Consider the following 23,633-nt stretch of genomic DNA (forward strand, 5'->3'; position numbering starts at 1 on the left):
GAAAAAAGACGGTCGCCCTTTAGGGCGAAACCTTTAACCCGGATCATAGGGGCAAAGCCCCTAAAAGTTGACTTTAACACCATATTTTGATATACTTTTTTGTTAGGTAAGGGTATAAATCTTTCCTAATAAAAGGAGGAAATAAAATGATAAAAGTAACATTTCCGGACGGAAACATAAAAGAATTTGAAAACGGCGTAAGCGTTTTGGATATTGCAGAAAGTATATCTCCCGCACTTAAAAGAGACGTTTTATGCGCAAAAATCAATGATGAAATCGTGGATATAAGAACCACTTTAGATAAAGACGCAAACATCGTATTCTATAAATTCGATGACCTTGACGGTAAAAAAGCATTCTGGCATACGACCAGTCATATCTTGGCTCAGGCTGTCAAGAGACTTTACGGCGATAAAGTAAAACTTGCAATAGGACCTAGTATCGATAACGGATTTTACTATGATTTTGATATAGAAACTCCGCTTACAGAAAATGACCTTGAAAAAATCGAAGCTGAAATGAAAAGAATAGTTAAGGAAAACTTATCCATAGAAAAATTCGTTTTACCGAGAAAAGAAGCTATTGACTTTGAAAAAGAAGCAAATGAAGATTATAAAGTAGAGCTTATCGAAGATCTGCCTGAAGACAGCATAATCTCTTTTTACAAGCAAGGGGAATTTACCGACCTTTGTGCCGGACCTCATTTACTTAATACAAAACCTGTAAAAGCGATAAAACTCCTTTCCACTACAGGTGCATACTGGAGAGGGGACAGCAATAAAAAAATGCTTCAAAGGGTGTACGGCATCTCATTCCCTAAAGCAAAAATGCTTGAAGAACACCTTGCTATGCTCGAAGAAGCTAAGAAGAGAGACCACAGAAAAATCGGTAAAGATATGGACCTATTCATGATTTGCGAAGAAGGTCCGGGCTTCCCGTTCTTCCTTCCAAAAGGTATGGTAATAAGAAACGAACTAGAAAACTTCTGGAGAGAAGAGCACAGAAAAAGAGGATATCAGGAAATCAAGACTCCTCTTATCCTAAACGAACAGCTTTGGCATACTTCCGGACACTGGGACCATTATAAAGACAATATGTACTTTACCAAGATAGACGAAAATGATTATGCCATAAAGCCTATGAATTGTCCCGGCTCTATGCTTGTTTATAAAAGAAAAATGTGGTCGTACAGAGATTTGCCTTTAAGGATAGGTGAAATGGGTCAGGTACATCGTCACGAGCTTTCAGGAGCTCTTCACGGACTTATGAGAGTAAGGACCTTCACTCAGGACGATGCCCATATATTCATGCTTCCGGAGCAAATCAAAGAAGAAGTTATCGGTGTTATCGACTTTATAGATTATGTTTATAATATGTTCGGATTTAAGTACCATGTTGAACTGTCTACACGTCCCGACGATTCAATGGGTTCCGATGAAGACTGGAAAATGGCTACGGAAGCTCTCAGAGAAGCTATGGAACAGAAGGGCATGGACTATGTCGTAAACGAAGGCGACGGTGCTTTCTACGGACCTAAGCTTGACTTCCATTTGGAAGACTGCCTGGGAAGGACATGGCAGTGCGGTACTATCCAGCTTGACTTCCAAATGCCGCAAAGATTTGATTTAACTTATATCGGTCACGACGGTGAAAAACACAGACCCGTTATGATACACAGAGTTATCTTCGGCTCAATAGAACGTTTTATAGGTATTTTGACAGAGCATTTTGCAGGGGCGTTCCCGTTATGGTTAGCTCCGGTTCAGGCTAAGCTTATCCCTATCACGGACAGAAATCTTGAATATGTCAAAGGTATCAAAGATAAGCTTGAGCAAAAGGGCATCAGATGTGAAATAGACGACAGAAGCGAAAAAATGGGTTATAAGATAAGAGAAGCTCAGCTTGAAAAAGTTCCTTACATGATAATCGCAGGGGACAGAGATATGGAAAACGATGTTATATCCGTTCGTGCAAGAAAAGACGGGGAAGATCTCGGTGCTATGAGAGTAGATGAATTCATAGATAAAGCGGTAAAAGAAATAGAAGAAAAATCTGTTTAAGAGACAGTTAAAGAGCGGTATATCCGCTCTTTTTTAATTTACACATATAAAGTGAAAATTGTCATAAAACTTTTTAAATATTTACAAATTGTCGAGAAAAGTATATACTATTACTGGTATTATACATTTTGTGACAAAAATTTATTACAAAAGATAATAGAAAAAATACGATAAAAAACAATCAATTAATATTATATTATAAATATCTTTGTGATATGAAGCATTTGTTTCAAAATGTTGTAATTTATGATTATTATATTATTTTGAGAGAGGATAGTTACTGTGGAGAGAAAAAACAAAAAATCGAGCGGAAAATATACTTGGATTGCAGGTGTTGCTGTAATTGTATTCGTTTTAATTCTTTTCATTACAAATATTTTTAATTCTAATAAGATTATAAGTCAGGTAGAAAATATGAAGGAACATCCCCTAAAAGTAATAATTGCTTCGGGAGATATAGAAACTTATATAAAAGAAATGAGGATACATTCAGAGAAACTTTTATATAATAACAATAACTCAGAAACATCAAGAATGGAAAAATCCATGAAGGAGTTATACCCCAAACTTGATGACCAAATAAAAATTATAGAAGAAAAAACTCTTATGTCAAAGGCAAAAGTACAGGAATTAAAGGATTTATTATCTTCTATTAAAAAAGAACATACTAAAGTTATTTATTATGGAAAAACGGGTAACAGAAGCTACGAAGAGATGGAAGCTTTTCAAAATAAAAAGTTAAATCCCCTTTATACGAAAATGGAAGATATGAATGATGATATATTGATATCTGCGGAAAACAAGTTTAATAATATAACCGAGACCGCCGTATACAATAAAAATATATCTATCGTTTTATCTGTGATAGTCCTTGTTTTTACTTTGATATCCGTGGCTTTATATCAGTATTTTATTTCAAAACAGCATGATCTTATCAATTATAAAAATAAATTATTTGATATAGTATCCAAGAATATAGACAATGCTTTTTATATTATGAACTCAGATATTAAGGGTGGAGATTACATATCGGAAAATATAAAAAATATATTCGGATTTGACGGGGTAGAGCTTATAAAGGAAGATTTCAAGGCTTTAACAAACTTTATGACCGAAGAAGATATTGAAAATATAAAGATTTTATCTGAAAGTAAAAGAGAAAAATCCAACTGGAGTTATTCTTTTATTTATAATATGCCAAATACCAGTGAAAAAAAACATATTTTGATGGAGTATTATTTTGTGATAGATAATAAATCTCCAATATCCATTGTCGTATGGACAGACGAGACCGAACGATATAAAATGCAAAAAAATCTTGAAAATGCTCTCGATAACGCGGAGAGAGCAAGTGTTGCAAAAAGCGAATTCTTGTCGAGGATGTCGCATGAAATAAGGACACCTCTCAACGGTATTACCGGGATGACCTTGATTGCCATACAAAACATCGGAGACGAAAAGAAGGAACTTGACTGCCTTAATAAGATAAGCATGTCTTCAAAACATCTTCTCGTTCTCGTAAATGATGTACTCGATATGGCTAAGATAGAAAGCGGTAAAGTTGAAATAAAGAATGAGAAATTCAATTTCAGAGTATTCATCGAGTCCATAACTTCTATTTACTTTACTCAGGCAAAAGCAAGGAATATAGACTATGAAACGATTTTGGTCGGAGATATCCCCGAAGAATTAAACGGGGACTCTTTAAGATTAAATCAAATTTTAGGTAACCTTTTATCAAATGCACTTAAATTCACTCCGGAAGGCGGAAGTATAAAATTCAAAGTTACTTTAGTCAAAAGCAACGATTCGGAAGATATCCTTAAATTTGAAGTCATTGACAGCGGCTGCGGTATAAAAGAAGAAAACATTGATAAGATATTCAATGCTTTCGAGCAGGAAGACGACACTATTACCAAACGCTACGGCGGAACCGGTCTGGGGCTTTCCATTTCAAAACGTTTTGCTTACCTTATGGGCGGAGAAATAAGCGTTAAAAGCGAAGAAGGCAAGGGAAGCGATTTTATTGCAACGATACCTTTCAAAAAGGCAGCGTATATAAAGCCTATTAGAAGATCGGAATTAGGAAATTTAAATGTTCTCGTCGTAGATGATGATATAGAAACATGTGAAAATACAAAGTATTTACTTAATAAGATAGGTCTTAAAGCAGACTGGGTCGATAACGGATTTGACGCAATAAAGAAAATCGAAAAGTCAATAGAAGAAAATGATAAATTTGACGTTTGCTTTATCGACTGGAAAATGCCTTACATAGACGGTATCGAAACCACGAGAAGGATAAGGGAGATCGCAAAGGATAAAGATATCCTTGTTATTTTGATAACGGCTTATGATGTTGAGGAGATAAAAGAAGAAGCTCTAAGAGTCGGTGCAAACGGAGTAATAAATAAACCGCTGTTTGAATCAACTATTGTGGACGCACTGGAAAATGCAAAAAAACACAATGAAACTTATAAAGTGATGAAAGACGGTTTTGCGGGGAAGGTCTTTGCAGGAAAGAAAATCCTGATTGCAGAGGATAATGACCTAAACCTAGAGATAGCTTCGGAACTTATGACCATGAACGGTGCGGAAGTTGAAAAAGCAAAGGACGGAAAAGAAGCCCTTGATATGTTCAAAGCTTCGGGTGAAGGATATTATGATTTGATACTCATGGATATTCAAATGCCCGTTATGAACGGATACGACGCGACCAGAGAAATCAGGAAACTTGACAGGAAAGATGCAAAGAGCGTTTCTATAGTTGCGATGTCTGCAAACGTATTTGAAAGCGACGTTAAGAAGAGTATCGAAAGCGGGATGAACGACCATATAGGCAAGCCTATAAATATGGATGAGATATACGATAAGCTTGGGGCACAGTTCAGTTAATTTTAAAAAGAGAGCAGATTATCTGCTCTTTTTTTGATTTTTTTCAAGCTTTTTTTGCATTTGATTTATATTGGTAGTATAATATTATTTGAGTAAAAAATCAAAATTATGTTATAAAAAGGTTATGGTTTAAATGATAACGTTTTTATGATAAAATAATATATATTACATAAAAAAGAGGCGTTTTGTAATGAATAACAGTGATAAAAAATATATGAAAAAGAGCTTGAAGAATAATAAAAAAATCATTATTCTATGGGGAGTACTGCTCCTCTTCCTGGCTCTTTATTTCTATATAATCATGTTCAACATGAATAAACTCATGCATCAGGTCGATTTGATAGTCAGGAGACCTTACGAAGTCCTCGTTTCCACGGATAAAATAAATGCGGAAATAGATAAGATAAAAGTATACAACGAAAATTTAAAATTCAATAACACAAAAGAAAATGTAAAGCATATCAGTAAAGATATCGAAAATATTTATGCGGTTGTCGAAGAAGAATTTTTGGGGGTAAGGGATTTTTATGATGCCAATGACGGTAATATAAGAAAGCTTTATAATAATTTCAGGGAGCTTAGAGATAATGAAAATATCCTTTTAAAAAATACATTAGAATATGATTATAAGTATAAAGAAATAACTAAATATATGAATGGTAACATCAATCCCTATTTTACTACCATTGACGATTTGGTAGATAAAATTCAAGCTAAGATAGATAACAAAGTGCATTCTTTTTATATGAACGCAAATGATATAAAGAATTTATCTCAGAGCATATCTGTCATCATGTTTTTGATAATAGTACTTTGTATGATAATTTATCAAGTATCATTGAATAGGAAAAATAGGATAATCAGTTATAAGAATTCCATATTTGATACTATCTCAAAGAATATTACTCAAGGACTTTTCCTTCATAATTTAAATGACCCCAACGAAAATTTTATCTCGGAGAGTTCCGAAAAGCTCTTCGGTGTTAAACATGAAGATTTGCTGAAAGGCTATGACTTGGTCGTAAATAATATAGATAAAAGAGACAGGGAAGAAATAACCAAGATACAAAATGATATAAATAAAGAAAACTGGGAATACACTTTTGATTATAATCATCCTATTTCCGGTGAGGTCCTTAAAATAAAGATGTCTGTGAATTATGTAGATACCAATGGAGAAGACGTATGGCTTACGGTTTACAGTGACGAGACGGATCAGATATTAATGCAGGAAAGCCTAAAAAATGCACTCGAGAAAGCTGAAAAGGCTAATGATGCGAAGAGTGAATTTTTATCGAGGATGTCACATGAAATAAGGACGCCCCTTAACGGCATAATCGGTATGGTCACTTTGGCTAGAGAGAATATAAACAACAAAGCAAAAGAGATTGACTGTATAAATAAGATATCCGCTTCTTCAAAACATCTTCTTGTTCTTATCAACGATATTTTGGATATGTCCAAAATAGAAAGCGGAAAAGTGGAGATAAAATACAAAAAATTCGGATTTAGAAATTTCGTGGAGTCGACGACCGGACTGTTCTTTTCACAGGCAAAGGAAAAGGGTATTAAGTTCAAGAGTGTTCTTGAGGGGAACATTCCCTCATTCGTAAAAGGTGATTACCTACATACAAATCAGATAATAGTGAATTTACTCTCAAATGCAGTAAAGTTTACTTCCAAAGGGGGAGAGATAACAAATCGTATAAGTTTATTAAAAGAAGAAGACAGTAAAACTTGGATAAGGTTTGAAGTATCCGATACAGGGGTCGGGATAGAAGAGAAAAACTTCGATAAGATATTCAATCCCTTTGAACAGGAAGATGCTTCGGTTTCTTACAACTACGGAGGAACGGGGCTCGGGCTTCCTATTGCAAAGAGATTTACCGAAATGCTCGGGGGTAATATTTCTCTTAAAAGCGAAATAGGCAAGGGGAGTACTTTTACTGTAGATATACCTTTTGAAAGAATGCCTGAACCGAGCTTGGATATTTTTATGGATAAGAAGTTAGATATACTGCTTATAGACAGCATGCCCGAAACTTTGGAGAGGATGGATTATATTTTCGATACTATGGGAGTATTCTATAAATGTCTCGGAAGAGGGATAGACGGTATCGATGAAATAAAAGAAAATCCATATAAATATGATATATGCATAGTTTATGACGATTTGGGAGATATGGATGCTTCTGAGGTAATCAATAAAATAAAAGACACCGCTGAAAGTGATATCAAGATCATCGTTTCCTCCTATGATACCATTGATATAATGGACGATAAAAAGTGGGAAAAAGCCGACGCCTTTATAAATAAACCTATGTTTATTTCTTCCATAATAGATGTTTTGTATGGAATGGATGATATAGACTTGAATTTTGAGGATATCAATTATAAAAACGAAGATATCTTAAACGGAAAAAACGTACTTATTGTAGAAGATAATGAACTCAATATGGAAATATTAAAAGAACTGCTCATATTGCAGGGATGTAAAGTCACTTGTGCGGCAAACGGTGAAGAGGGCGTGAAAGCCTTTGAAAGATCCAAACCTTATGAATTTGATATAATATTCATGGATATACGAATGCCTGTAATGGACGGATACAAAGCGACTAAAATCATAAGAAGTCTTGACAGGAAAGATGCAGAGTCTGTTATAATAATCGCAATAAGTGCAAATGCTTTCGAAGATGATATAGAAAAAAGCATTAAGCTGGGTATGAACGCTCATATAAGCAAACCTATAAATATCGGAAATCTGATAGATAGTCTAAATAATATATATAATAAAAAAGATACTTACGAACAGTAAGTATCTTTTCTTATTCTGCCAGTATGTCTATTTTATCTCTCGTAAGTCTGTAGACCGTCCACTCGTCCATAGGCTCCGCTCCGAGAGAAAGATAAAAATCTATACTGTGTTTATTCCAGTCAAGGCATGACCACTCCAGTCTTCCGCAGTCTCTTTCCTTTGCTATTCCTGCTAATTTCTTCAGAAATTTTTTGCCGTAACCTTTCTTTCTATATTCTTCTCTTATGTGCAAATCTTCGAGATATATCCCGCTTTTACCCAGAAATGTAGAAAAATTATGGAAGAATAATGCAAAGCCTATAGGTTCGTTATTCACTTCTCCTATTATTACTTCTGCCTTTTTCTTTTCAAACAGCCATTTATTCAAAGTCGCTTCATCCGCCACTACGTCATCAAGCATGTTTTCGTATACTGCAAGTTCCTTTATGAAGCTGAGTATTAATTTTGTGTCTTTCTCTTTTGCAAATCTGAAATCAAGTTTATTCATTTTATGCTCCTAATTTATATTTTCTTTTATTTCAAGTATGATGTTTACTTTTTCTTCATTTGTTATATATTTGATTGTTAAATTTTGACCGTTCCTTTTTATTACTCCGCCTTTATATAAAGGGGCGTTGTATCCGCTGATCAACTCGGCATTTGAATATTCAAAGTATTCGTTTTTTATTTTAAAGTGTTCCGTGTCGTGTCCATCATTTTGAAGTGCGTGAAACTCCTTTACATATCCCGACACTGTTTTGTAGTTTTTATTTTCATACCTTTCTTTTAAGTCGAAATAATTTACAAAATATCCTGCTGAAGTATAAATAAAAAAGACAAATACTATAATACTTATTATTTTTGTGAGAATATTCTCGGCTTTAAACTTCTTATATTTTTATCACAGGGGTTAGCGCCTTTATTTTGCCATGGATACCAAATATGAAATGTGAATAATCCAATGGCTGCAATAAGGGGTATAAGTAAAATCGGGATATGCATATAATTAAAATGAAGGGTATAAAGTGTGGTACTCATATTAATTTTTAGGAAAAATATTTTCCGTTTGGTTTATGCTCTTTATAATATTTATAATGTCTGTGACATATTATGAAGTATAAAATATACCCAATTACCGCACTTAGTGTATTGAATATGATATCGTCTATATCCGCTCTTCTGCTTACAAGGAAGAAAAACTGTGTCACTTCAATAAATGTTGTCATAAGGAATGCGGTAAAGACGGTCTTTTTGAAAGTTATCCTTCCCGGAAATGCAAGGGGAAGCAGAAATCCGTAGGGAAGGAGAAGACCGATATTACCGAACAGGTTTATAAATGCCACCATGCTCGGCTGCCCGCCGCTAAAAAATCCGTTGTATTTTAAACTCTCAAAATAACTTTTAATACTCGCAAAGGGTATCAAATTATAGTTTCTTTCGTAGGTGTATTCGCCCATATAAGGCATCAGTGTCATGGAAAAAACTGTTATCATATATATAACTAAAAGCGATAGACATAATAAGTTTACTTTTTTGTTTTTATAACTCAAACTTTACCTCTTTTCTCTCATAATACTTTAACATGATACAATAAATAATATATAAACTCAACTTTAAATTTGAAGTTTAATACTATCTTAAGACTTTTTTAACCTAATACTTATATGAATAAGAAACCTACGAAAATAAAAAAAGACACGACCGAAGTCATGTCTTTGAATTTTATAGTGCGCCTTTTGAAACTTCCACTAATTTAGCGAATGCAGCTTCGTCATTCATAGCGATGTCAGCTAACATTTTTCTGTCGATTTCAACGTTAGCGTTCTTAAGACCGTTTATGAATCTTGAATAAGACATATCGTTCATTCTTGCCGCAGCGTTGATCCTTGTTATCCAAAGTTTTCTAAAATCTCTTTTCTTTTGTTTTCTTCCCGCATAAGAACTTCTTAAAGCTCTCATTACAGCTTCGTTTGCAGGTCTGTATAATTTAGATTTTGCTCCGTAATAACCTTTAGCAAGTTTTAAAACTTTTTTATGTTTCTTTTTACTATTTAAACTTCTCTTTACTCTAGCCATATATCATCACCTTTTAACTACTTAACGATAATGTAGCTGATTGTCTTTTGGTCAGCTGCAGAAACGTAGCCACCCTTTCTTAATTTTCTTTTTCTCTTAGTTGTTTTTTTGTTTAGAATATGATTTCTGAAAGCTTTCTTTCTTTTGATAACACCAGATTTTTTTCTTTTAAATCTTTTTGATGCACCTCTGTGCGATTTCATTTTAGGCATTTTAAATCCGTTCCTTCCTGCTATTTTTTTTCTTTACCTTTTATAGGGCTTAAAGTCATAGTATAGTTACGTCCTTCAAGCTTAGGCTTAGTTTCTATTGTTCCTACTTCATCAACCATAGAAGCAAATTTTAAGAGTACTTCTCTTCCTCTGTTTACATATGCCATTTCTCTGCCTCTGAACCTAACGGAAACTTTGACTTTATCTCCGGCAGATAAGAATTTACGACAGTTTTTGGCTTTTACTTCCAAGTCATGATCCTGTACTCTAACCGAAGTCCTGATTTCTTTGATGTTTACCACTTTTTGGTTTTTCTTGTTTTCTTTTTCTTTTCTGTTTTGTTCATATTTGAACTTTCCGTAGTCAAGAATTTTACAAACCGGCGGTTTAGCTTCAGGCGAAACTTTAACCAAATCCAAGTTTCTCTGTTCAGCTTGTTTCAAAGCTTCTTCGGCAGACATAATACCAAGCATAGAACCATCATCAGCGACAACTCTTACTTCTCTGTCTCTGATTTGTTCGTTAATTTGAAAATCTTTAATCGAATTATACCTCCATGATTAAAAAAATAGATAGCATAGAACTGCTACCTAAATATATCACTACAATTGATTTGCAATATATTTACCAAACTAAATCCATGTTTGTTTGGTGAGAAGCAATTCTTCTACTTTGTTTGACTTAAATAGTATAACCGTAAAATCCCTATTAGTCAAGCTTTTTGTGTTAAAAGTTGATTTTTTATTGGTATTATATTTTGATTTTTAATACTTTTATCATTGATTTATTATCATTTTAATAGACAGAAACCTCGTCTGTAAATAACCAGCCCTTTATCCCGCTTATATCTATTTTGATAAATCTTGCATGATGTCCTTTAAAATAAGTTTTTGTTTTTTTGATTATCAATAAAATTTATTACGTAAAAAAAGAGATACACTTAGGTATCTCTTTTTTTTATTTTGTATATGCTTTGGTTTAGCCTTATAATTATTTCATATAGAAACGAACAATATCATTTTCTCCAAAATTTGTTTCAAATCCTTTATCGCTTCTTTGTACCCCTGTATGAAACATTCCTCTTCCGTCAAATAAGCGTACTTGTTTATTATATCTTCGATTTGAACATAGTGTTCTTTGGGTATGATTTCCCTTAAGCGTTCTGTCAAGTTTGATTTTTCTATCATTATACTCTTTGGTGTGAGTTCCGATTTGAAGTTATTATCGTCCAGACAGAATTTGTTATATATTTCGCAAAGTATATCGTCGATCATTTTTCCTCCGTACCGTCCGAACATAAATCTTTCAGTTTTGATAGGGCAAGATTTACCGTTTCTTCTATGGTCAAGTCGTTTTCTTTGCAGTATCTGTCCAGTCTTTCTTTTATTTCTTTCTCTAATGTGAATTCAATGTATTTGTATTTCATAAAAAATACCTCCGTTTTTATCCTTGCCAAACAGAAGTATGCAGTGTATAATATTTACATACTCCGTTTGGGGTGACAGTCCACTACAATGCTTGCTAGTGCAGGGTGGGCTGTCTTTTTATTTTTTTATTCCTTCGTAAACCATTGATAATCCGAGCCTTAATACATCCGAACGTGTCATATTGAGCTTCTCTGCACATATAGTCAGAACTCTGACTTCGTCTTCATTCATCCTTATCCTGGTATTGTAAGTCCTGGGGTTATCTGTGGGTCTACCCATTTTTTTTACCATTAAAGTAATCACCTCGCTTTTGGTAATACATTTATTATATACTACGGTAACACATTAGTCAATAAAATCATAGTATAAAGTAGGATAATTTTACCCTGATTTACAGAGGTCAACATGAGCAAATTTCCGTAAGGAAAATTTGCGGAACAAATTTGTAAATTATTTTACATCTTATAACAATCGTAAATATCTTTATATAACGATAAGTGCAATGTTACTTAAGAATATATTTGTCGGCTTATTGCTCATTACAATAAATCTGCATTTATTATAAAGATAAAATATAAAATAAATACTTTTACTGATTGAGATTATAATATTTCTAATTGTTGTCTTTTCTTTAAAAATAATGATATAAAGAAGTAATCTGATATATAAGATTTGTCATCCGTAGTATTAATATTGAATTACTTTTCTATCTCCGCTTCCAATAATTCTATCGCTCTTGAAACAGCGTTCGTAATGGTAGAATTGTTCTTCTTTATGTACTCATCGAGTATCTTTTTGTGTTTTTCGTCCAGTCTGATTCCAATTCTGTAAGCTCTGGGGTTTTCTGTCGGTCTACCCATTTTTTTAGACATTAAATAACAATCCTCCTTCCTTTTGTCTAATTTAATAATAATATCGCGTTGAACAAAAGTCAAGCATTTTATCGGATAAAGTAGGATAAAATACCTGGATAATTTCATTTATATACATGATAATATATTATTATCGAAATATGTAAAAAAATGTAAATTTTAAGAGGGTAAAAATGCAGTGTAAAAAATGTGGATATTATAATATTGAAAATAGCAAATATTGTAGTCAATGTGGCAATAAATTAGCTGAAAATATAGAAGATAATAATTTATTACAAGAAGAAAATAAAAACAATAATTTAAATAAAAAAGAGAAAGTATCAAGTAGTATAATTTTTAATAAAAAAACTATCAAAACTAAGAAGTCACTTTTAAAAAATAAAAAACTTTTGTGTATCATTTCTGTTATATTTATATTGCTAATTACTTTTATTTTCAGTTTTAATATTTATACAGAAAATAAAATTGAGGAAATTAAATCTAAAATCAAACAAAATAAATTCAGTGAAGCATATAGTATTTATTTTGATACTTTTAAATCGGATAAATTAAAAACGAATGTTGGTAATACATATATTTCTCAGGTAAAAAAAATTGTTGATGATTTTAATAATGATAAAATAACGTATAAAAAAGCTAAAGCACTTATTAATTCTAATATTAATATGAAATTTGAATTTTCTGATGTAAGAAAATTAGTTGAAAATTTAGATGATTTTAATAAATCTAAGGTATTGTATAAAAGAGCCAATAAATATTATAAAAATAAAAATTTTTGGAAAGCTTATCAGAACTATAATGGTATTGTAAATGTACAATATAAGAATTATGAAAAAGCAACAGAGAGACAAAATAAATGTGAAAAAAAACTCGTAAAAAATATGATTTATAAATCAGACAAATATTTGAAGAAAAATAAATTTGATAAAGCATTGTTGGAATTGTCTCTTTATGATGGAAGTTTTTCTAGTAACATAGATATAGAAACTCAAAAAGTAAAAATTGAAAGTGCAAAAGAAGATTATGAAATCGCACATCAAAAACCTGATTTGGAAATAAAAACGATAAATTCTACATGTGATTATGGATACGCTACAACAAAAGCTAAAATTAAAAATAATACATCTTCTAATACATATACATATATTAAAGTAAAAGTTTCATATTATAGGGATAAAGCATGTAATGATATGATAACATTCAGCGAAACTTATGCAGTCGGTTTTGAAACATTAGGTCCGGGAGAAAGTAAAATATTTACAGATATGACTAGTATAGGTAATAATAATTATTATTGGTATAATATTGAAATAATAGATTATCAAGAATTATAAAAAACACCTGATGGTGTTTTTTATTTATTTAATGAAGTTAATATTATGATATAATCTTTATATCAGGAGGTGTTAAAATGTTATTTGATAGTTTTACACTTAAAGGAAACCTTATAAGAAACAGGATAGTTATGTCTCCGATGGTTACATATTCTCTCGTTAGGGAGGACGGTTTTATAGAGGATAAGCACATATCCTACTATGAAAAGAGAGCAAAGAATGAAGTAGGGACCATTATTGTGGAGGCAAGCGGTATCGACGGTAATCAAAAAGCATGGAACCAGATCGGAGTATGGGACGATAAATTTATCCCGGGGCTTAAAAAGCTTGCAGGTGCCATAAACGATAACGGAACATTTCCCGTTATCCAGCTTCATAATGCGGGGATAAAAGCAAAGATGGAAGAATGTCCTTACGGTCCGAGCCCCTTGGACGGGTACGGCAGGGAGATGTCAAAGGAAGATATCGAAAAATCCATAAAAGATTTTGTTAACGCGGCTGTAAGAGCGAAAAAAGCAGGCTTTAAAGCGGTAGAGCTTCACGGAGCTCACGGATATCTTTTATGTGAATTTACTCTAAGGAAATACAACAAAAGGAACGACGAATACGGATTTGAAAACTTGGAAGACAGGTACCGTTTTCCTATCGAGGTCACAAAGGCAGTAAGGAAAGCCGTGGGAGATGATTATCCTATTTATTACAGGATGGGAGTAAATATGGAAGATATAGATGATGTCATCAAGGGAGCAAATATGCTTGTTAACGCGGGGGTTGATGTCTTAAATATATCTTCGGCTTTCGACGCTTCGACATCTCTGGAAGATAAGGAACATGAATTCAACTCCGTCACGACAAGTGCAAAGATAATAAAGGAAAACGTCGATGTCCCCGTTATATGCGTAAACAGGATATCCACTCCAAAGAGAGCGGAAAAGCTTCTAAGAGAAGGTTATGGGGATTTTACGGCTATAGGAAGAGAACTCCTTTCAGATTATCAGTGGGCATATAAGGCAAAGAACGGTATACCTATAAACTATTGTTATCACTGCAAACCGAAATGCCGTTTGAACGGAGGAGACAATAAATGTCCTAACCTTATAAAGTCAGGGGATACTTTGTATTAAACTTTGTTATTTTAAGAACTTAATGCAATTAAACTTTGATACGGCTGATATAAGCTGAAGATAAGATTATATCGTTAGAGTTTTGGTATTTTAAATTGATTCATATTTAAAATTTTATTGGATATGGCTTTAAACAATACTTATTGGGTACTTTATAAAAAATATTAAAACACAAGTAATTCATATATTTTGTGTAATGGAAAATCACAAATGCCATATGAATGTTAATAAAAGTTGTTTTAGGAATATAAAACCAAACCAAAATAAACTTTAATCGAAATATAGGTTTTAACTGTCGTAAATCAATTATCAAACATAGAAATTTGGTATTTTAAAATAGTTATTATTAAATCATCAAAGGAGAATAAAAGATGTTATTTGATGGATATGAAATAAAAGGGAATAAGATAAAAAACAGGATAGTTATGCCGCCCATGGTCACTTTCATGCTGGCAAAGGAAGACGGATATGTCACGGATAAACACATTACATATTATAAAAAAAGAGCAAAAAGTGAAGTGGGAACGATAATCGTCGAGGCTGTCGCAACGGATAAGTCACAAAGACCATTCTATCAGCTTGGTATATGGGATGATAAATTCGTAGAGGGACTGTCAAAAATAGCAAAGGTCATAAACGACAACGACTGCTTTTCCGTGATACAGCTTCATAATCCGGGAGTAAGAGCGGCGGGGAAACTGAGTGAACATCCTTACGGAGCCTGTGCTCACCCCGACTACGAGGGGAGCCGAGAAGTAAAAAAAGAAGAACTTCCTAAGGTAAAAGAATATTTTGTGAATGCTGCTGTCAGAGCGAAGAAAGCAGGCTTTAAAGCCGTAGAACTACACGGAGCTCACGGATATTTGTTATGTGAATTTACCGCACCTAATTACAACAAAAGGACAGATGAGTACGGAGGAAGTTTAGAGAACAGATTTAGATTTCCCATAGAAGTAATAAAAGCAGTAAGAGAAGCTATCGGAGAAGATATGCCTATATATTATAGATACGGACCCTGCGTTCCCGATATCAAAAGCGGGATAGAAGGGGCTAAAATGCTTATAGACGCAGGGGTAGATGTACTCGATATTTCATATGCAAACAAAGAAGACGTAACTCTTGAAACCGATAATCCGGATTTTAACTACAGCGTATACTCCGCAAAGCTCATCAAAGAAGCCGTTGATGTTCCGGTCATCGCCGTCAATATGATTTCTACTCCAAAAAGGGCAGAATATCTTTTAAGAAACGATTATGCGGATTTTACCGCCATAGGAAGAGAGCTTATTGCTGATTATCAGTGGGCATATAAGGCAAAGAACGATATACCTATAAATTATTGTTATCACTGCAAGCCGAAATGCCATATGAACAGGGGAGACTATAAATGTCCTAACCTTATAAAGGCAGATGAAACGCTTTATTAAAATAAAAAAAGACGAGATTTTCTCGTCTTTTAATTTTTATTCATTTATGATTTCTTCGTCCTCGTTATCTTCTTCGATTATATCATTTACTTCTTCGATGATGCCTTCTTTTTCTTCGTCGCTCACATCGGCATCTTCTCCCAGCTTGATTGCTATGATTTGATCGAATAAAGCATTGATTTCTTCGCATAATTCGTCTGCCACATGTTCGTAAGAACCTTCTTCTTCATATGCGGAATATACCAGTTTACCGATTTCTCTGTATTTTCTTGAAATTTCATAATCCAATTTTTCTGCTTGAATTGTTTTCTTTGCACTTTCCGCAAAGCTCTTAGATGCTTCGATTGCTTCTGAAGAAAATTGTCTCGCTTTTTCTGTTGCTTCTCCCAAAAATTCACTTGCCTTGTTTAATAAATCGTCTTTGTTCATATTAAAACCTCCTGCTTTTATATTATTATACCACATAATATAAATAAAAAATATTTTTTTTCATAGTAGTATAAAAATCAAAAATGTTAACAATAATATCATTAGCACATGAAATTGGGGGACAAAGATGAAGAATTCATATATAAAATTTATGGGTAACAGACCGGAAGATCCTGCGGTCATAAAAAGCGATATAAACTTTACAAATGTTGCGGGTTTAGATGAAATAAAAGAAGAACTTTTGGAAATAAGCGACTTTTTGACGAAGCCTGCAAAGTATAAAAAATTCGGAGCAAAGATACCCAGCGGCGTACTTCTTTACGGACCTCCCGGAACAGGTAAAACGCTTATTGCAAAAGCCTTGGCAGGGGAATGCGGGGCTACTTTTATGTATGCTTCGGGAAGTGAATTTATAGAAAAGTTCGTAGGTATAGGTGCAAGCAGGATAAGAGCTTTATTCGATAAAGCGAGAAAAAAAGCCCCTGCGATAATTTTTATAGATGAACTTGATGCAATAGGAGTAAGCAGGAGTACCGACAACAATTCAGAGAGAGACCAGACATTAAATCAGTTTTTAATAGAGCTTGACGGTTTCAGCGAAAACACGGGAGTAGTTGTGATGGCAGCGACAAACAGGATGGATATGCTGGACAGTGCATTACTCAGACCCGGAAGATTTGACAGACATATTTATGTTGGAAATCCTTCAAGTATCACGAGAAAAGAAATTTTAAATCATCATATGCAGGGCAAACCTGTTTCAAAAAATCTTGATATCAACAAAGTTGTGGAAAAGACAAACGGGCTCAGCGGAGCACATCTTGCCAATATAGTAAACGAATCGGCATTGATGGCAATAAGAAAAGGCAGAAAAGTCATAACCAACGACGAATTCGATAAAGCAATCATAAAAACCATGGCAGGACTTAAAAATAAGAGCATGATTTTAAATAACAAGGAAAAAAGGATAGTATCTTTCCATGAGGCGGGACATGCTCTCGTGAGCTTCATTCTAACGGGAGTACTTCCCGATAAGGTAACTATAGTTCCATACGGAGTATCTCTCGGTTTTGTCCTTACCGGGAGCGGAGAAGATAATTTGATACTCACAAAGAAAGAGCTTGAGGAAAAAATCTGTATGCTCCTTGCGGGAAGAGCCAGCGAAGAAATTATTTTCGGAGAAATAAGCACGGGAGCCCAGAATGATATAGCAAAGGCAAATGAGCTTGCTAATTCCATGGTATGCGAATATGGAATGAGCAAATATAAAAATAAGACTTTTGATATAAAAAATGATACTATATTCAAAGATGAGATAGACGAAGAAGTAACTAAAATTCTCGATACGACTTATTTAAAAGCAAAAGAGATAATAAAGTCAAATGTGGAAGCTATCAATAAGCTTGCAAAACTTTTATATAAAAAAGAAGATTTATCTTCCAAAGATTTGGAAAAAATCTTTGATACAGCCTTGGTATAAAGAATTTATAAAATAACTGTTCTAACTTAGGAGCAGTTATTTTTTATTTTTTTATGAAAACGAATTGCAAAGTAGGATAATGTGTGATAAAATTGTGATTAAGATAAGGAGGGAATTTGAATATGAAAAATTCTAAAAAAATATTATGCGGTTTGATTGCGTCTTTATTTATGTTTTCCTGTGTGTCGGCTGTAAGTGCCGCTACTCCGAAAAAATCGTTAAATGTAAAGTCACCGAGAGAAGTAGTTACAAATAAGTATGTGAAAATTTCTTCACCTACACATAAAAAGGTTTATTACAAAGGTGAAAAGATAAGCGTGAAAGCTACAGTAAAGGATCCCTTCGGTAACGGATATACAGGAGTAGTCAGTTTTTTAATGGGTTCAAAAGGTCAAACTTTATCTGATGGAAGTACTAAACTTTTTAAAGGAACTTATACATATAAAACGACACTTAACACTAAGAAGGCACCTAACGGTGCAAATTATGTAGTTGTGGGGATAGCTGATGCTACAGACGAAAGCGGAAGCAGTATGGAGTTAGCCTTGACTGAAATAAAAGTTGCAGCTTTAAAAGCTCCGACGAAACTAAAAGCAAAAGCGGGAAAAAGAAAAGTAACATTATCATTCAAAAAGGCGACAGGCGGAAAAAAATATGAAATCTATCGTTCAACTAAAAAGACAAAAGGATATAAAAAAGTTAAGACAACCACGTCTAACAAATTTACTAACAAGAAACTAAAAAAGGGAAAAAGATATTACTACAAAGTAAGAACGGTTAGAGGAAGCGTTAAGAGTTCATTCACAAAACCTGTAAGAACTCCTAAGGTAAAATAATAATAAATCAGAAGACCGGCTGAGTTCGGTCTTTTAAATATATTGTAAAGAGTTTAATTAAATCGTTTAATTGGATAATATATGAAAAATCATAATAAATAAAAAAGGGGGAAATCAATATGAAAAAATCAAAAAAAGTATTATGTATTTTAGTAGCATTTTTATTTGTGTTAACGACTGTTCCGTTTTCAAATGTATTTGCAAAAGACTTAAAAAGCTGTAATAATGAAAATATAAAGGTGAGCAGGAAAGTAAATAAAGGGAAGGTAAATAATAGTTTAAAATCAAGAGCCTTATCTGATTTTAAAGCTTTAAATAAAAAGGGAATTAAAGGGACACTTGCTTTAGCAAAGTCAGACTGGGTAAAAATCAATAAACCAAAACATAAGCAGGTCTTTTATAGAGGCGAAAAAATAAATACTTCGGCTTATGTTTACGATACTTGGGAAGATTATAATACTATAGCTTTAGCCGGATTTACCGATTTGAAAACAGATAAAATCCTTTGGGCTGACTATTCTGCTTATCTTATAACTCCCGATGATTATGATGAAGTATATGGGCCGATAGGTGTAAATACCAAAAAGTTAAAAGACGGTAAATATGAATTTGGTGTGTTTGCACTTCCTTATGATTATTCTACAGATGAAGTGCTTGATTTTGACAGAGAATTTGCAAGTGTAGATATATATCTTAAAACCTTAAAAGCTCCGACAAAACTAAAAGCAAAAGCGGGAAAAAGAAAAGTAACATTATCATTCAAAAAAGCGACAGGCGGTAAAAAATACGAAATTTATCGTTCCACTAAAAAGACAAAAGGATATAAAAAAGTTAAGACAACCACGTCCAGCAAATTTACAAATAAGAAACTTAAAAAAGGCAAGAGATATTACTACAAAGTAAGAACGGTTAGAGGAAGCGTTAAGAGTTCATTTACTAAACCTGTAAGGACTCCTAAGGTAAAATAATAATAAATCAAAAGACCGATTTAAGTCGGTCTTTTTTATTTTGTAATAAAGCAAATCTATATAAGATAAATAAATTTATTGTTTGATTATAAATTAAATGGCATTAAAAAAGAAGTAAGAAAACTTACTTCTTTGATTTTATAAAACTTTATTTAAGAATTTTTTCGTTCTTTCATGTTTTGGATTATCGATAAGTTCTCTTGCGGGACCTTCTTCCACCACCACACCGTCAGCCATGAAGATTACTCTGTCAGCTACTTCTTTTGCAAAGCCCATTTCATGAGTGACAACTATCATAGTCATAGAATGTTTTTTAGCCAAGTTTTTCATAACTTCCAAAACTTCTCCTACAAGTTCAGGGTCAAGAGCCGAAGTGGCTTCATCGAAAAGCATTATTTCCGGATCCATTGCAAGAGCTCTTGCTATAGCGACCCTTTGCTGCTGTCCTCCCGATAACCTGTTCGGATATTCGTCCGCTTTGTCTCTGAGTCCGACCATATCCAATAGTTCATATGCTTTCTTTTCTATTTCTTCTTTTCCCACTTTTTTAACTACCATTGGAGAAAGTGTTACATTTTCAAGAACCGTCTTATGAGGGAATAAGTTGAATCTTTGGAATACCATACCTATCTTTGTACGTATTTCAACTAATTTTTCCTTTTCTGTCTTTACTACGCTTTTATCGTTTTCTCTGTGAAAAACAAGTTCATCGTCTATGTATATCTTGCCTGAAGTCAGTTTTTCTAGGTGGTTCAGACATCTTAGGAATGTACTTTTGCCAGAACCCGAAGGACCGATTATACAAACTACTTCGCCTTTTTCAATAGTCAGATTTATATCTTTAAGTACACTTAGTTCACCAAAATCTTTTTTTACATTTTCTACTTTTACACTGCTCATGATATCCTCCTAAATGTACCTGCTGGTTTTCTTTTCAAGTCTTTGGAATAATACTATACATACCGATGTAAGTACCAAATATATCCCGCCCGCTACGAAGTAGTAGCTCCAGTCACCGCTTGCCGCAAACTGCTTTGAAACTCTCATTAAGTCCGCCATACCAATAGTGGAAACGAGAGATGTATCTTTTAATATCATTATGAATTCATTTGCGAAAGGTGGTATTATCCTTGAAACCGTCTGAGGTATTATTACTTTGAACATTGCCTGAGAGTAAGTCATACCAAGGGCTTTTGCCGCTTCCATTTGTCCTTTGTCTATGGACTGGATACCTGCTCTGAATATTTCCGAAGTATAAGCTGCGGTATTTAAGGTAAGGGCTATGATAGCCGCCGTGAAAGGTTCAAAATTCAAAGGTGAACCGAACATTTGCTTAAACATCAATGGTATGGCAAAGTATACTACCATTATTTGAAGAAGCAGTGGAGTCCCTCTGAACACCCAAGTATAAACCCATGCGATCCCCTTCAGTATTTTATTTCTGCCGATGCTCATGAATGCGATCACAAGAGCGAGTATCATACCGAGCACTATACTTATAAGCGTAAGTTCTATGGTAGAAACTGTTCCGGCTGCCAGTTTTGAAATCTGCACACTAGTCATAATATTTTCTCCTATTTTACGTTTAATCTTTTACATTATATAATAAAACAAGAAGCCTGGCAAGCAGACCTCTTACTTTTTCGTTTAAATGCCACAATATATACGGTTATTCGTCATATCCTTTTAAAGTCGTATCTATATTTTGTGTTAAATCTTTACCAAATACTTTCTTTGATATTTTTGTCATCGTTCCGTCTTTGCTTAGTTCTTCGAGTATAGGGTTGATTTTATCTATAAGAGCCTGATTGCTTTTTTTAGCCGCAACCGCGATAGGTTCGTTTGTGAGTTTATCGCATGTCTTTACGAATTTATTTGTATTTTTATGAACGTAATATTCTCCGACCACAAGGTCTGTCACTACGCAGTCGACACTTCCGCCTTCAAGAGCTACGAATGCTTCGGTCATACCGTCGAATTGTCTTAAATCAAAATCAGTTCCCTTAGATAAGTAATAATTACATGTATCATCAGATGTCGTGCTTACCTGTACTCCGACTTTTTTACCTGCAAGTTCTTCCACGGATTTTATTTGTTTTCCGCTTTTAGATGAGATTATCACCTGCTGATTTGCAAGATAAGGATTTGAAAGAGCAAGCTGTTCCTGTCTGTCTTTATTTACTCCAACAGAGGAGATTACAAGGTCGTATTTATCTGCGTCAAGGCCTGCGAAAATAGCGTCCCATGAGCTGTTTACGAATTCGACTTTCCTTCCCATTTTTTCACCTATGGCTTTTGCAAGTTCGATGTCAAACCCGACTGTCTTGCCGTTTTTATCTACGTATTCCATAGGCGGATATGTATTATCTATTCCGACAACCAATGTTTTATCTTTTGTAAATTGAGCTTCCGTAGAAACTGTATCTTTAGAACCGCAGCCGCTTAGTAAGCTAAATCCCAAAATAGATGTCAAAGCGAGTGCCGCGATTTTCTTTCCTTTTTTCATATAATATTTCCTCCAAAAACAAGTAAAAAATTTACATCTAAATATACTATAGAATAAGAAAAAAAGCAATAGTTTTTGTTAATTTTTATAAATATTTATGCATATTTATACTATTTTAATATTTGGATAATAATCTTAATATTATTTTAATAAATAAAAAAGAGCCTAAAAGGCTCTTTTAAAAGTTTGATATTATTCGTCGTAGTTCTTTAAGTTAGCGTCGATATTCTTTGTTAAATCTTCACCGAACAGTTTTTTGGAGATTTCGGATGTTTTACCGCTGTCGATAAGTGATTTTAAAGATTTGTTGACTTGTGCGATCAAAGCAGTGTTTGATTTTTTAGCTGCTATAGCGATAGGTTCGTTTGTAAGTTTATCGCAAGATTTTACATAGTCTTTAGGGAAGTTGTTAACATAATAATCACCAACTACCAAATCTGTTACTACACAGTCAACATTTCCGCTCTTTAAAGCAAGGAAAGCAGCTGTCATATCGTCTAATTGCTGTAAGTCAAATTCAAGACCTTCTTTTTCCTGATAGTACTGACAAGCTTCGTCGGCTGTAGTACCTACTTGAACGGCAACTTTTTTACCGCTTAGTTCTTTTACTGATTTGATTTGTTTTCCGTCTTTAGCTGAAATAACTACCTGCTGATTAGCAAGGTAAGTATCCGATAAAGCAAGAGTTTCCTGTCTTTCTTTGTTTACGCTGATAGCAGAGATAGCAACATCGTATTTGTCTGCGTCAAGACCTGCAAATATAGCGTCGAAACCAACTTGAACGAATTCAACTTCAAGTCCCATATCTTTAGCTATAGCTTTGGCAAGTTCGATATCGAATCCCGCAAGTTCTCCTGTTTTTTCGTCTATGTATTCCATTGGCGGATAAGAAGCTTCAAGACCTACCGTAAGAGTTCCTTCTTTTACAAGTTTTACGTCTTTGCCGGCTTCTTCTTTAGAACCGCATCCCGCAAATAGAGCAAGGCTCATTAGTGCAGCCATTGTAACTGCCATGACTTTTTTTAATTTCATAATCAATCCTCCGTTTATTCCCTTTGAAATTAATAAAAGTTTACTATGATTTTGTATAAAAATCAAGCACTTTTTTATTTTTATGCATTTTTATTTATATTTATACTTCGGTTTTCTTTTTCAAAGAAACAAAGGCCAAAGGGGTTCCACCCCTTTAAAAC

General features: G+C 33.6%; 24 protein-coding genes. 9 read left to right on the forward strand and 15 right to left on the reverse strand.

The annotated features are described in order from the left end of the window. Window positions 1-146 precede the first annotated feature (146 nt). The 3 genes from thrS to NSA01_RS08470 all read left to right on the forward strand — a co-directional run bounded on the left by thrS (window position 147) and on the right by NSA01_RS08470 (window position 7,770). Complete coding sequence (gene thrS / locus NSA01_RS08460) at window positions 147-2,060, forward strand: threonine--tRNA ligase (protein WP_257481034.1); 1,914 nt, start codon at window positions 147-149, stop codon at window positions 2,058-2,060. A gap of 282 nt (window positions 2,061-2,342) precedes the next feature. After that, complete coding sequence (locus NSA01_RS08465) at window positions 2,343-4,955, forward strand: response regulator (protein WP_257481035.1); 2,613 nt, start codon at window positions 2,343-2,345, stop codon at window positions 4,953-4,955. A gap of 190 nt (window positions 4,956-5,145) precedes the next feature. Next, a complete protein-coding gene (locus tag NSA01_RS08470) occupies window positions 5,146-7,770 on the forward strand; it encodes a response regulator (protein ID WP_257481036.1) in 2,625 nt (874 codons plus the stop codon). Between the two features lie 10 nt (window positions 7,771-7,780). On the opposite strand, the gene NSA01_RS08475 is transcribed toward NSA01_RS08470, so the two are convergent. The 10 genes from NSA01_RS08475 to NSA01_RS08520 all read right to left on the reverse strand — a co-directional run bounded on the left by NSA01_RS08475 (window position 7,781) and on the right by NSA01_RS08520 (window position 12,336). Beyond that, complete coding sequence (locus NSA01_RS08475; RefSeq protein ID WP_257481037.1) at window positions 7,781-8,257, reverse strand: GNAT family N-acetyltransferase; 477 nt, start codon at window positions 8,255-8,257, stop codon at window positions 7,781-7,783. A 9-nt stretch (window positions 8,258-8,266) separates the two neighbouring features. Then, window positions 8,267-8,503 (reverse strand): hypothetical protein, encoded by a 237-nt coding sequence (locus NSA01_RS08480; RefSeq protein ID WP_257481038.1) that lies wholly within the window; start codon window positions 8,501-8,503, stop codon window positions 8,267-8,269. 292 nt (window positions 8,504-8,795) lie between these two features. Next, the gene (locus tag NSA01_RS08485) at window positions 8,796-9,299 is read right to left on the reverse strand and encodes a VanZ family protein (RefSeq protein ID WP_257481039.1); all 504 of its coding nucleotides are present in this window, start codon (window positions 9,297-9,299) and stop codon (window positions 8,796-8,798) included. A 172-nt stretch (window positions 9,300-9,471) separates the two neighbouring features. Then, on the reverse strand, window positions 9,472-9,825 hold the full coding sequence (rplT, locus tag NSA01_RS08490; protein WP_257481040.1) for a 50S ribosomal protein L20: 354 nt from the start codon (window positions 9,823-9,825) through the stop codon (window positions 9,472-9,474). A 17-nt stretch (window positions 9,826-9,842) separates the two neighbouring features. After that, the gene (rpmI, locus tag NSA01_RS08495) at window positions 9,843-10,037 is read right to left on the reverse strand and encodes a 50S ribosomal protein L35 (protein WP_007049377.1); all 195 of its coding nucleotides are present in this window, start codon (window positions 10,035-10,037) and stop codon (window positions 9,843-9,845) included. Window positions 10,038-10,057: 20 nt separating this feature from the next. Then, complete coding sequence (gene infC / locus NSA01_RS08500) at window positions 10,058-10,579, reverse strand: translation initiation factor IF-3 (protein WP_257481055.1); 522 nt, start codon at window positions 10,577-10,579, stop codon at window positions 10,058-10,060. A 453-nt stretch (window positions 10,580-11,032) separates the two neighbouring features. Continuing rightward, window positions 11,033-11,311, reverse strand: a complete 279-nt coding sequence (locus NSA01_RS08505; RefSeq protein WP_257481041.1) for a hypothetical protein — start codon at window positions 11,309-11,311, stop codon at window positions 11,033-11,035. Further along, window positions 11,308-11,463 carry a hypothetical protein gene (locus NSA01_RS08510; protein ID WP_257481042.1) on the reverse strand — a complete coding sequence of 52 codons (156 nt, stop codon included), beginning with the start codon at window positions 11,461-11,463 and terminating at the stop codon, window positions 11,308-11,310. The genes NSA01_RS08505 and NSA01_RS08510 overlap by 4 nt, the downstream gene beginning before the upstream one ends. 118 nt (window positions 11,464-11,581) lie before the next feature. Further along, the gene (locus NSA01_RS08515) at window positions 11,582-11,755 is read right to left on the reverse strand and encodes a hypothetical protein (protein WP_257481043.1); all 174 of its coding nucleotides are present in this window, start codon (window positions 11,753-11,755) and stop codon (window positions 11,582-11,584) included. Between the two features lie 407 nt (window positions 11,756-12,162). Then, window positions 12,163-12,336, reverse strand: a complete 174-nt coding sequence (locus NSA01_RS08520) for a hypothetical protein (RefSeq protein WP_257481044.1) — start codon at window positions 12,334-12,336, stop codon at window positions 12,163-12,165. A 173-nt stretch (window positions 12,337-12,509) separates the two neighbouring features. Here NSA01_RS08520 and NSA01_RS08525 point away from each other — a divergent pair, with 173 nt between their 5' ends. The 3 genes from NSA01_RS08525 (at window position 12,510) to NSA01_RS08535 (ending at window position 16,221) form a co-directional block, all read left to right on the forward strand. Continuing rightward, window positions 12,510-13,670, forward strand: coding sequence for a zinc ribbon domain-containing protein (locus NSA01_RS08525; protein ID WP_257481045.1), 1,161 nt, complete (start codon window positions 12,510-12,512; stop codon window positions 13,668-13,670). A gap of 77 nt (window positions 13,671-13,747) precedes the next feature. Next, window positions 13,748-14,794: an NADH:flavin oxidoreductase gene (locus tag NSA01_RS08530; protein ID WP_257481046.1), complete on the forward strand. Its 1,047-nt coding sequence runs from the start codon at window positions 13,748-13,750 to the stop codon at window positions 14,792-14,794. Window positions 14,795-15,165: 371 nt separating this feature from the next. Then, window positions 15,166-16,221 carry an NADH:flavin oxidoreductase gene (locus NSA01_RS08535; protein ID WP_257481047.1) on the forward strand — a complete coding sequence of 352 codons (1,056 nt, stop codon included), beginning with the start codon at window positions 15,166-15,168 and terminating at the stop codon, window positions 16,219-16,221. A gap of 36 nt (window positions 16,222-16,257) precedes the next feature. Here NSA01_RS08535 and NSA01_RS08540 read toward each other — a convergent pair whose 3' ends face one another. Further along, the gene (locus tag NSA01_RS08540; RefSeq protein ID WP_257481048.1) at window positions 16,258-16,650 is read right to left on the reverse strand and encodes a hypothetical protein; all 393 of its coding nucleotides are present in this window, start codon (window positions 16,648-16,650) and stop codon (window positions 16,258-16,260) included. Between the two features lie 127 nt (window positions 16,651-16,777). Here NSA01_RS08540 and NSA01_RS08545 point away from each other — a divergent pair, with 127 nt between their 5' ends. The 3 genes from NSA01_RS08545 (at window position 16,778) to NSA01_RS08555 (ending at window position 19,934) form a co-directional block, all read left to right on the forward strand. Beyond that, on the forward strand, window positions 16,778-18,130 hold the full coding sequence (locus NSA01_RS08545) for an ATP-dependent metallopeptidase FtsH/Yme1/Tma family protein (protein WP_257481049.1): 1,353 nt from the start codon (window positions 16,778-16,780) through the stop codon (window positions 18,128-18,130). A 122-nt stretch (window positions 18,131-18,252) separates the two neighbouring features. Continuing rightward, window positions 18,253-18,966: a fibronectin type III domain-containing protein gene (locus tag NSA01_RS08550; protein ID WP_257481050.1), complete on the forward strand. Its 714-nt coding sequence runs from the start codon at window positions 18,253-18,255 to the stop codon at window positions 18,964-18,966. A gap of 119 nt (window positions 18,967-19,085) precedes the next feature. Further along, window positions 19,086-19,934, forward strand: coding sequence for a hypothetical protein (locus NSA01_RS08555; RefSeq protein ID WP_257481051.1), 849 nt, complete (start codon window positions 19,086-19,088; stop codon window positions 19,932-19,934). A 138-nt stretch (window positions 19,935-20,072) separates the two neighbouring features. Here NSA01_RS08555 and ehuA read toward each other — a convergent pair whose 3' ends face one another. The 4 genes from ehuA to NSA01_RS08575 all read right to left on the reverse strand — a co-directional run bounded on the left by ehuA (window position 20,073) and on the right by NSA01_RS08575 (window position 23,472). Further along, window positions 20,073-20,834 carry an ectoine/hydroxyectoine ABC transporter ATP-binding protein EhuA gene (ehuA, locus tag NSA01_RS08560; RefSeq protein WP_007049368.1) on the reverse strand — a complete coding sequence of 254 codons (762 nt, stop codon included), beginning with the start codon at window positions 20,832-20,834 and terminating at the stop codon, window positions 20,073-20,075. A 9-nt stretch (window positions 20,835-20,843) separates the two neighbouring features. Beyond that, window positions 20,844-21,497, reverse strand: a complete 654-nt coding sequence (locus tag NSA01_RS08565) for an amino acid ABC transporter permease (protein WP_257481052.1) — start codon at window positions 21,495-21,497, stop codon at window positions 20,844-20,846. Window positions 21,498-21,603: 106 nt separating this feature from the next. After that, the gene (locus NSA01_RS08570) at window positions 21,604-22,440 is read right to left on the reverse strand and encodes an ABC transporter substrate-binding protein (protein ID WP_257481053.1); all 837 of its coding nucleotides are present in this window, start codon (window positions 22,438-22,440) and stop codon (window positions 21,604-21,606) included. Window positions 22,441-22,632: 192 nt separating this feature from the next. After that, a complete protein-coding gene (locus tag NSA01_RS08575; RefSeq protein ID WP_257481054.1) occupies window positions 22,633-23,472 on the reverse strand; it encodes a transporter substrate-binding domain-containing protein in 840 nt (279 codons plus the stop codon). Window positions 23,473-23,633: the final 161 nt, after the last annotated feature.

It is taken from the genome of Anaerofustis stercorihominis (assembly GCF_024623185.1).
Taxonomy (GTDB): Bacteria; Bacillota; Clostridia; order Eubacteriales; family Anaerofustaceae; genus Anaerofustis.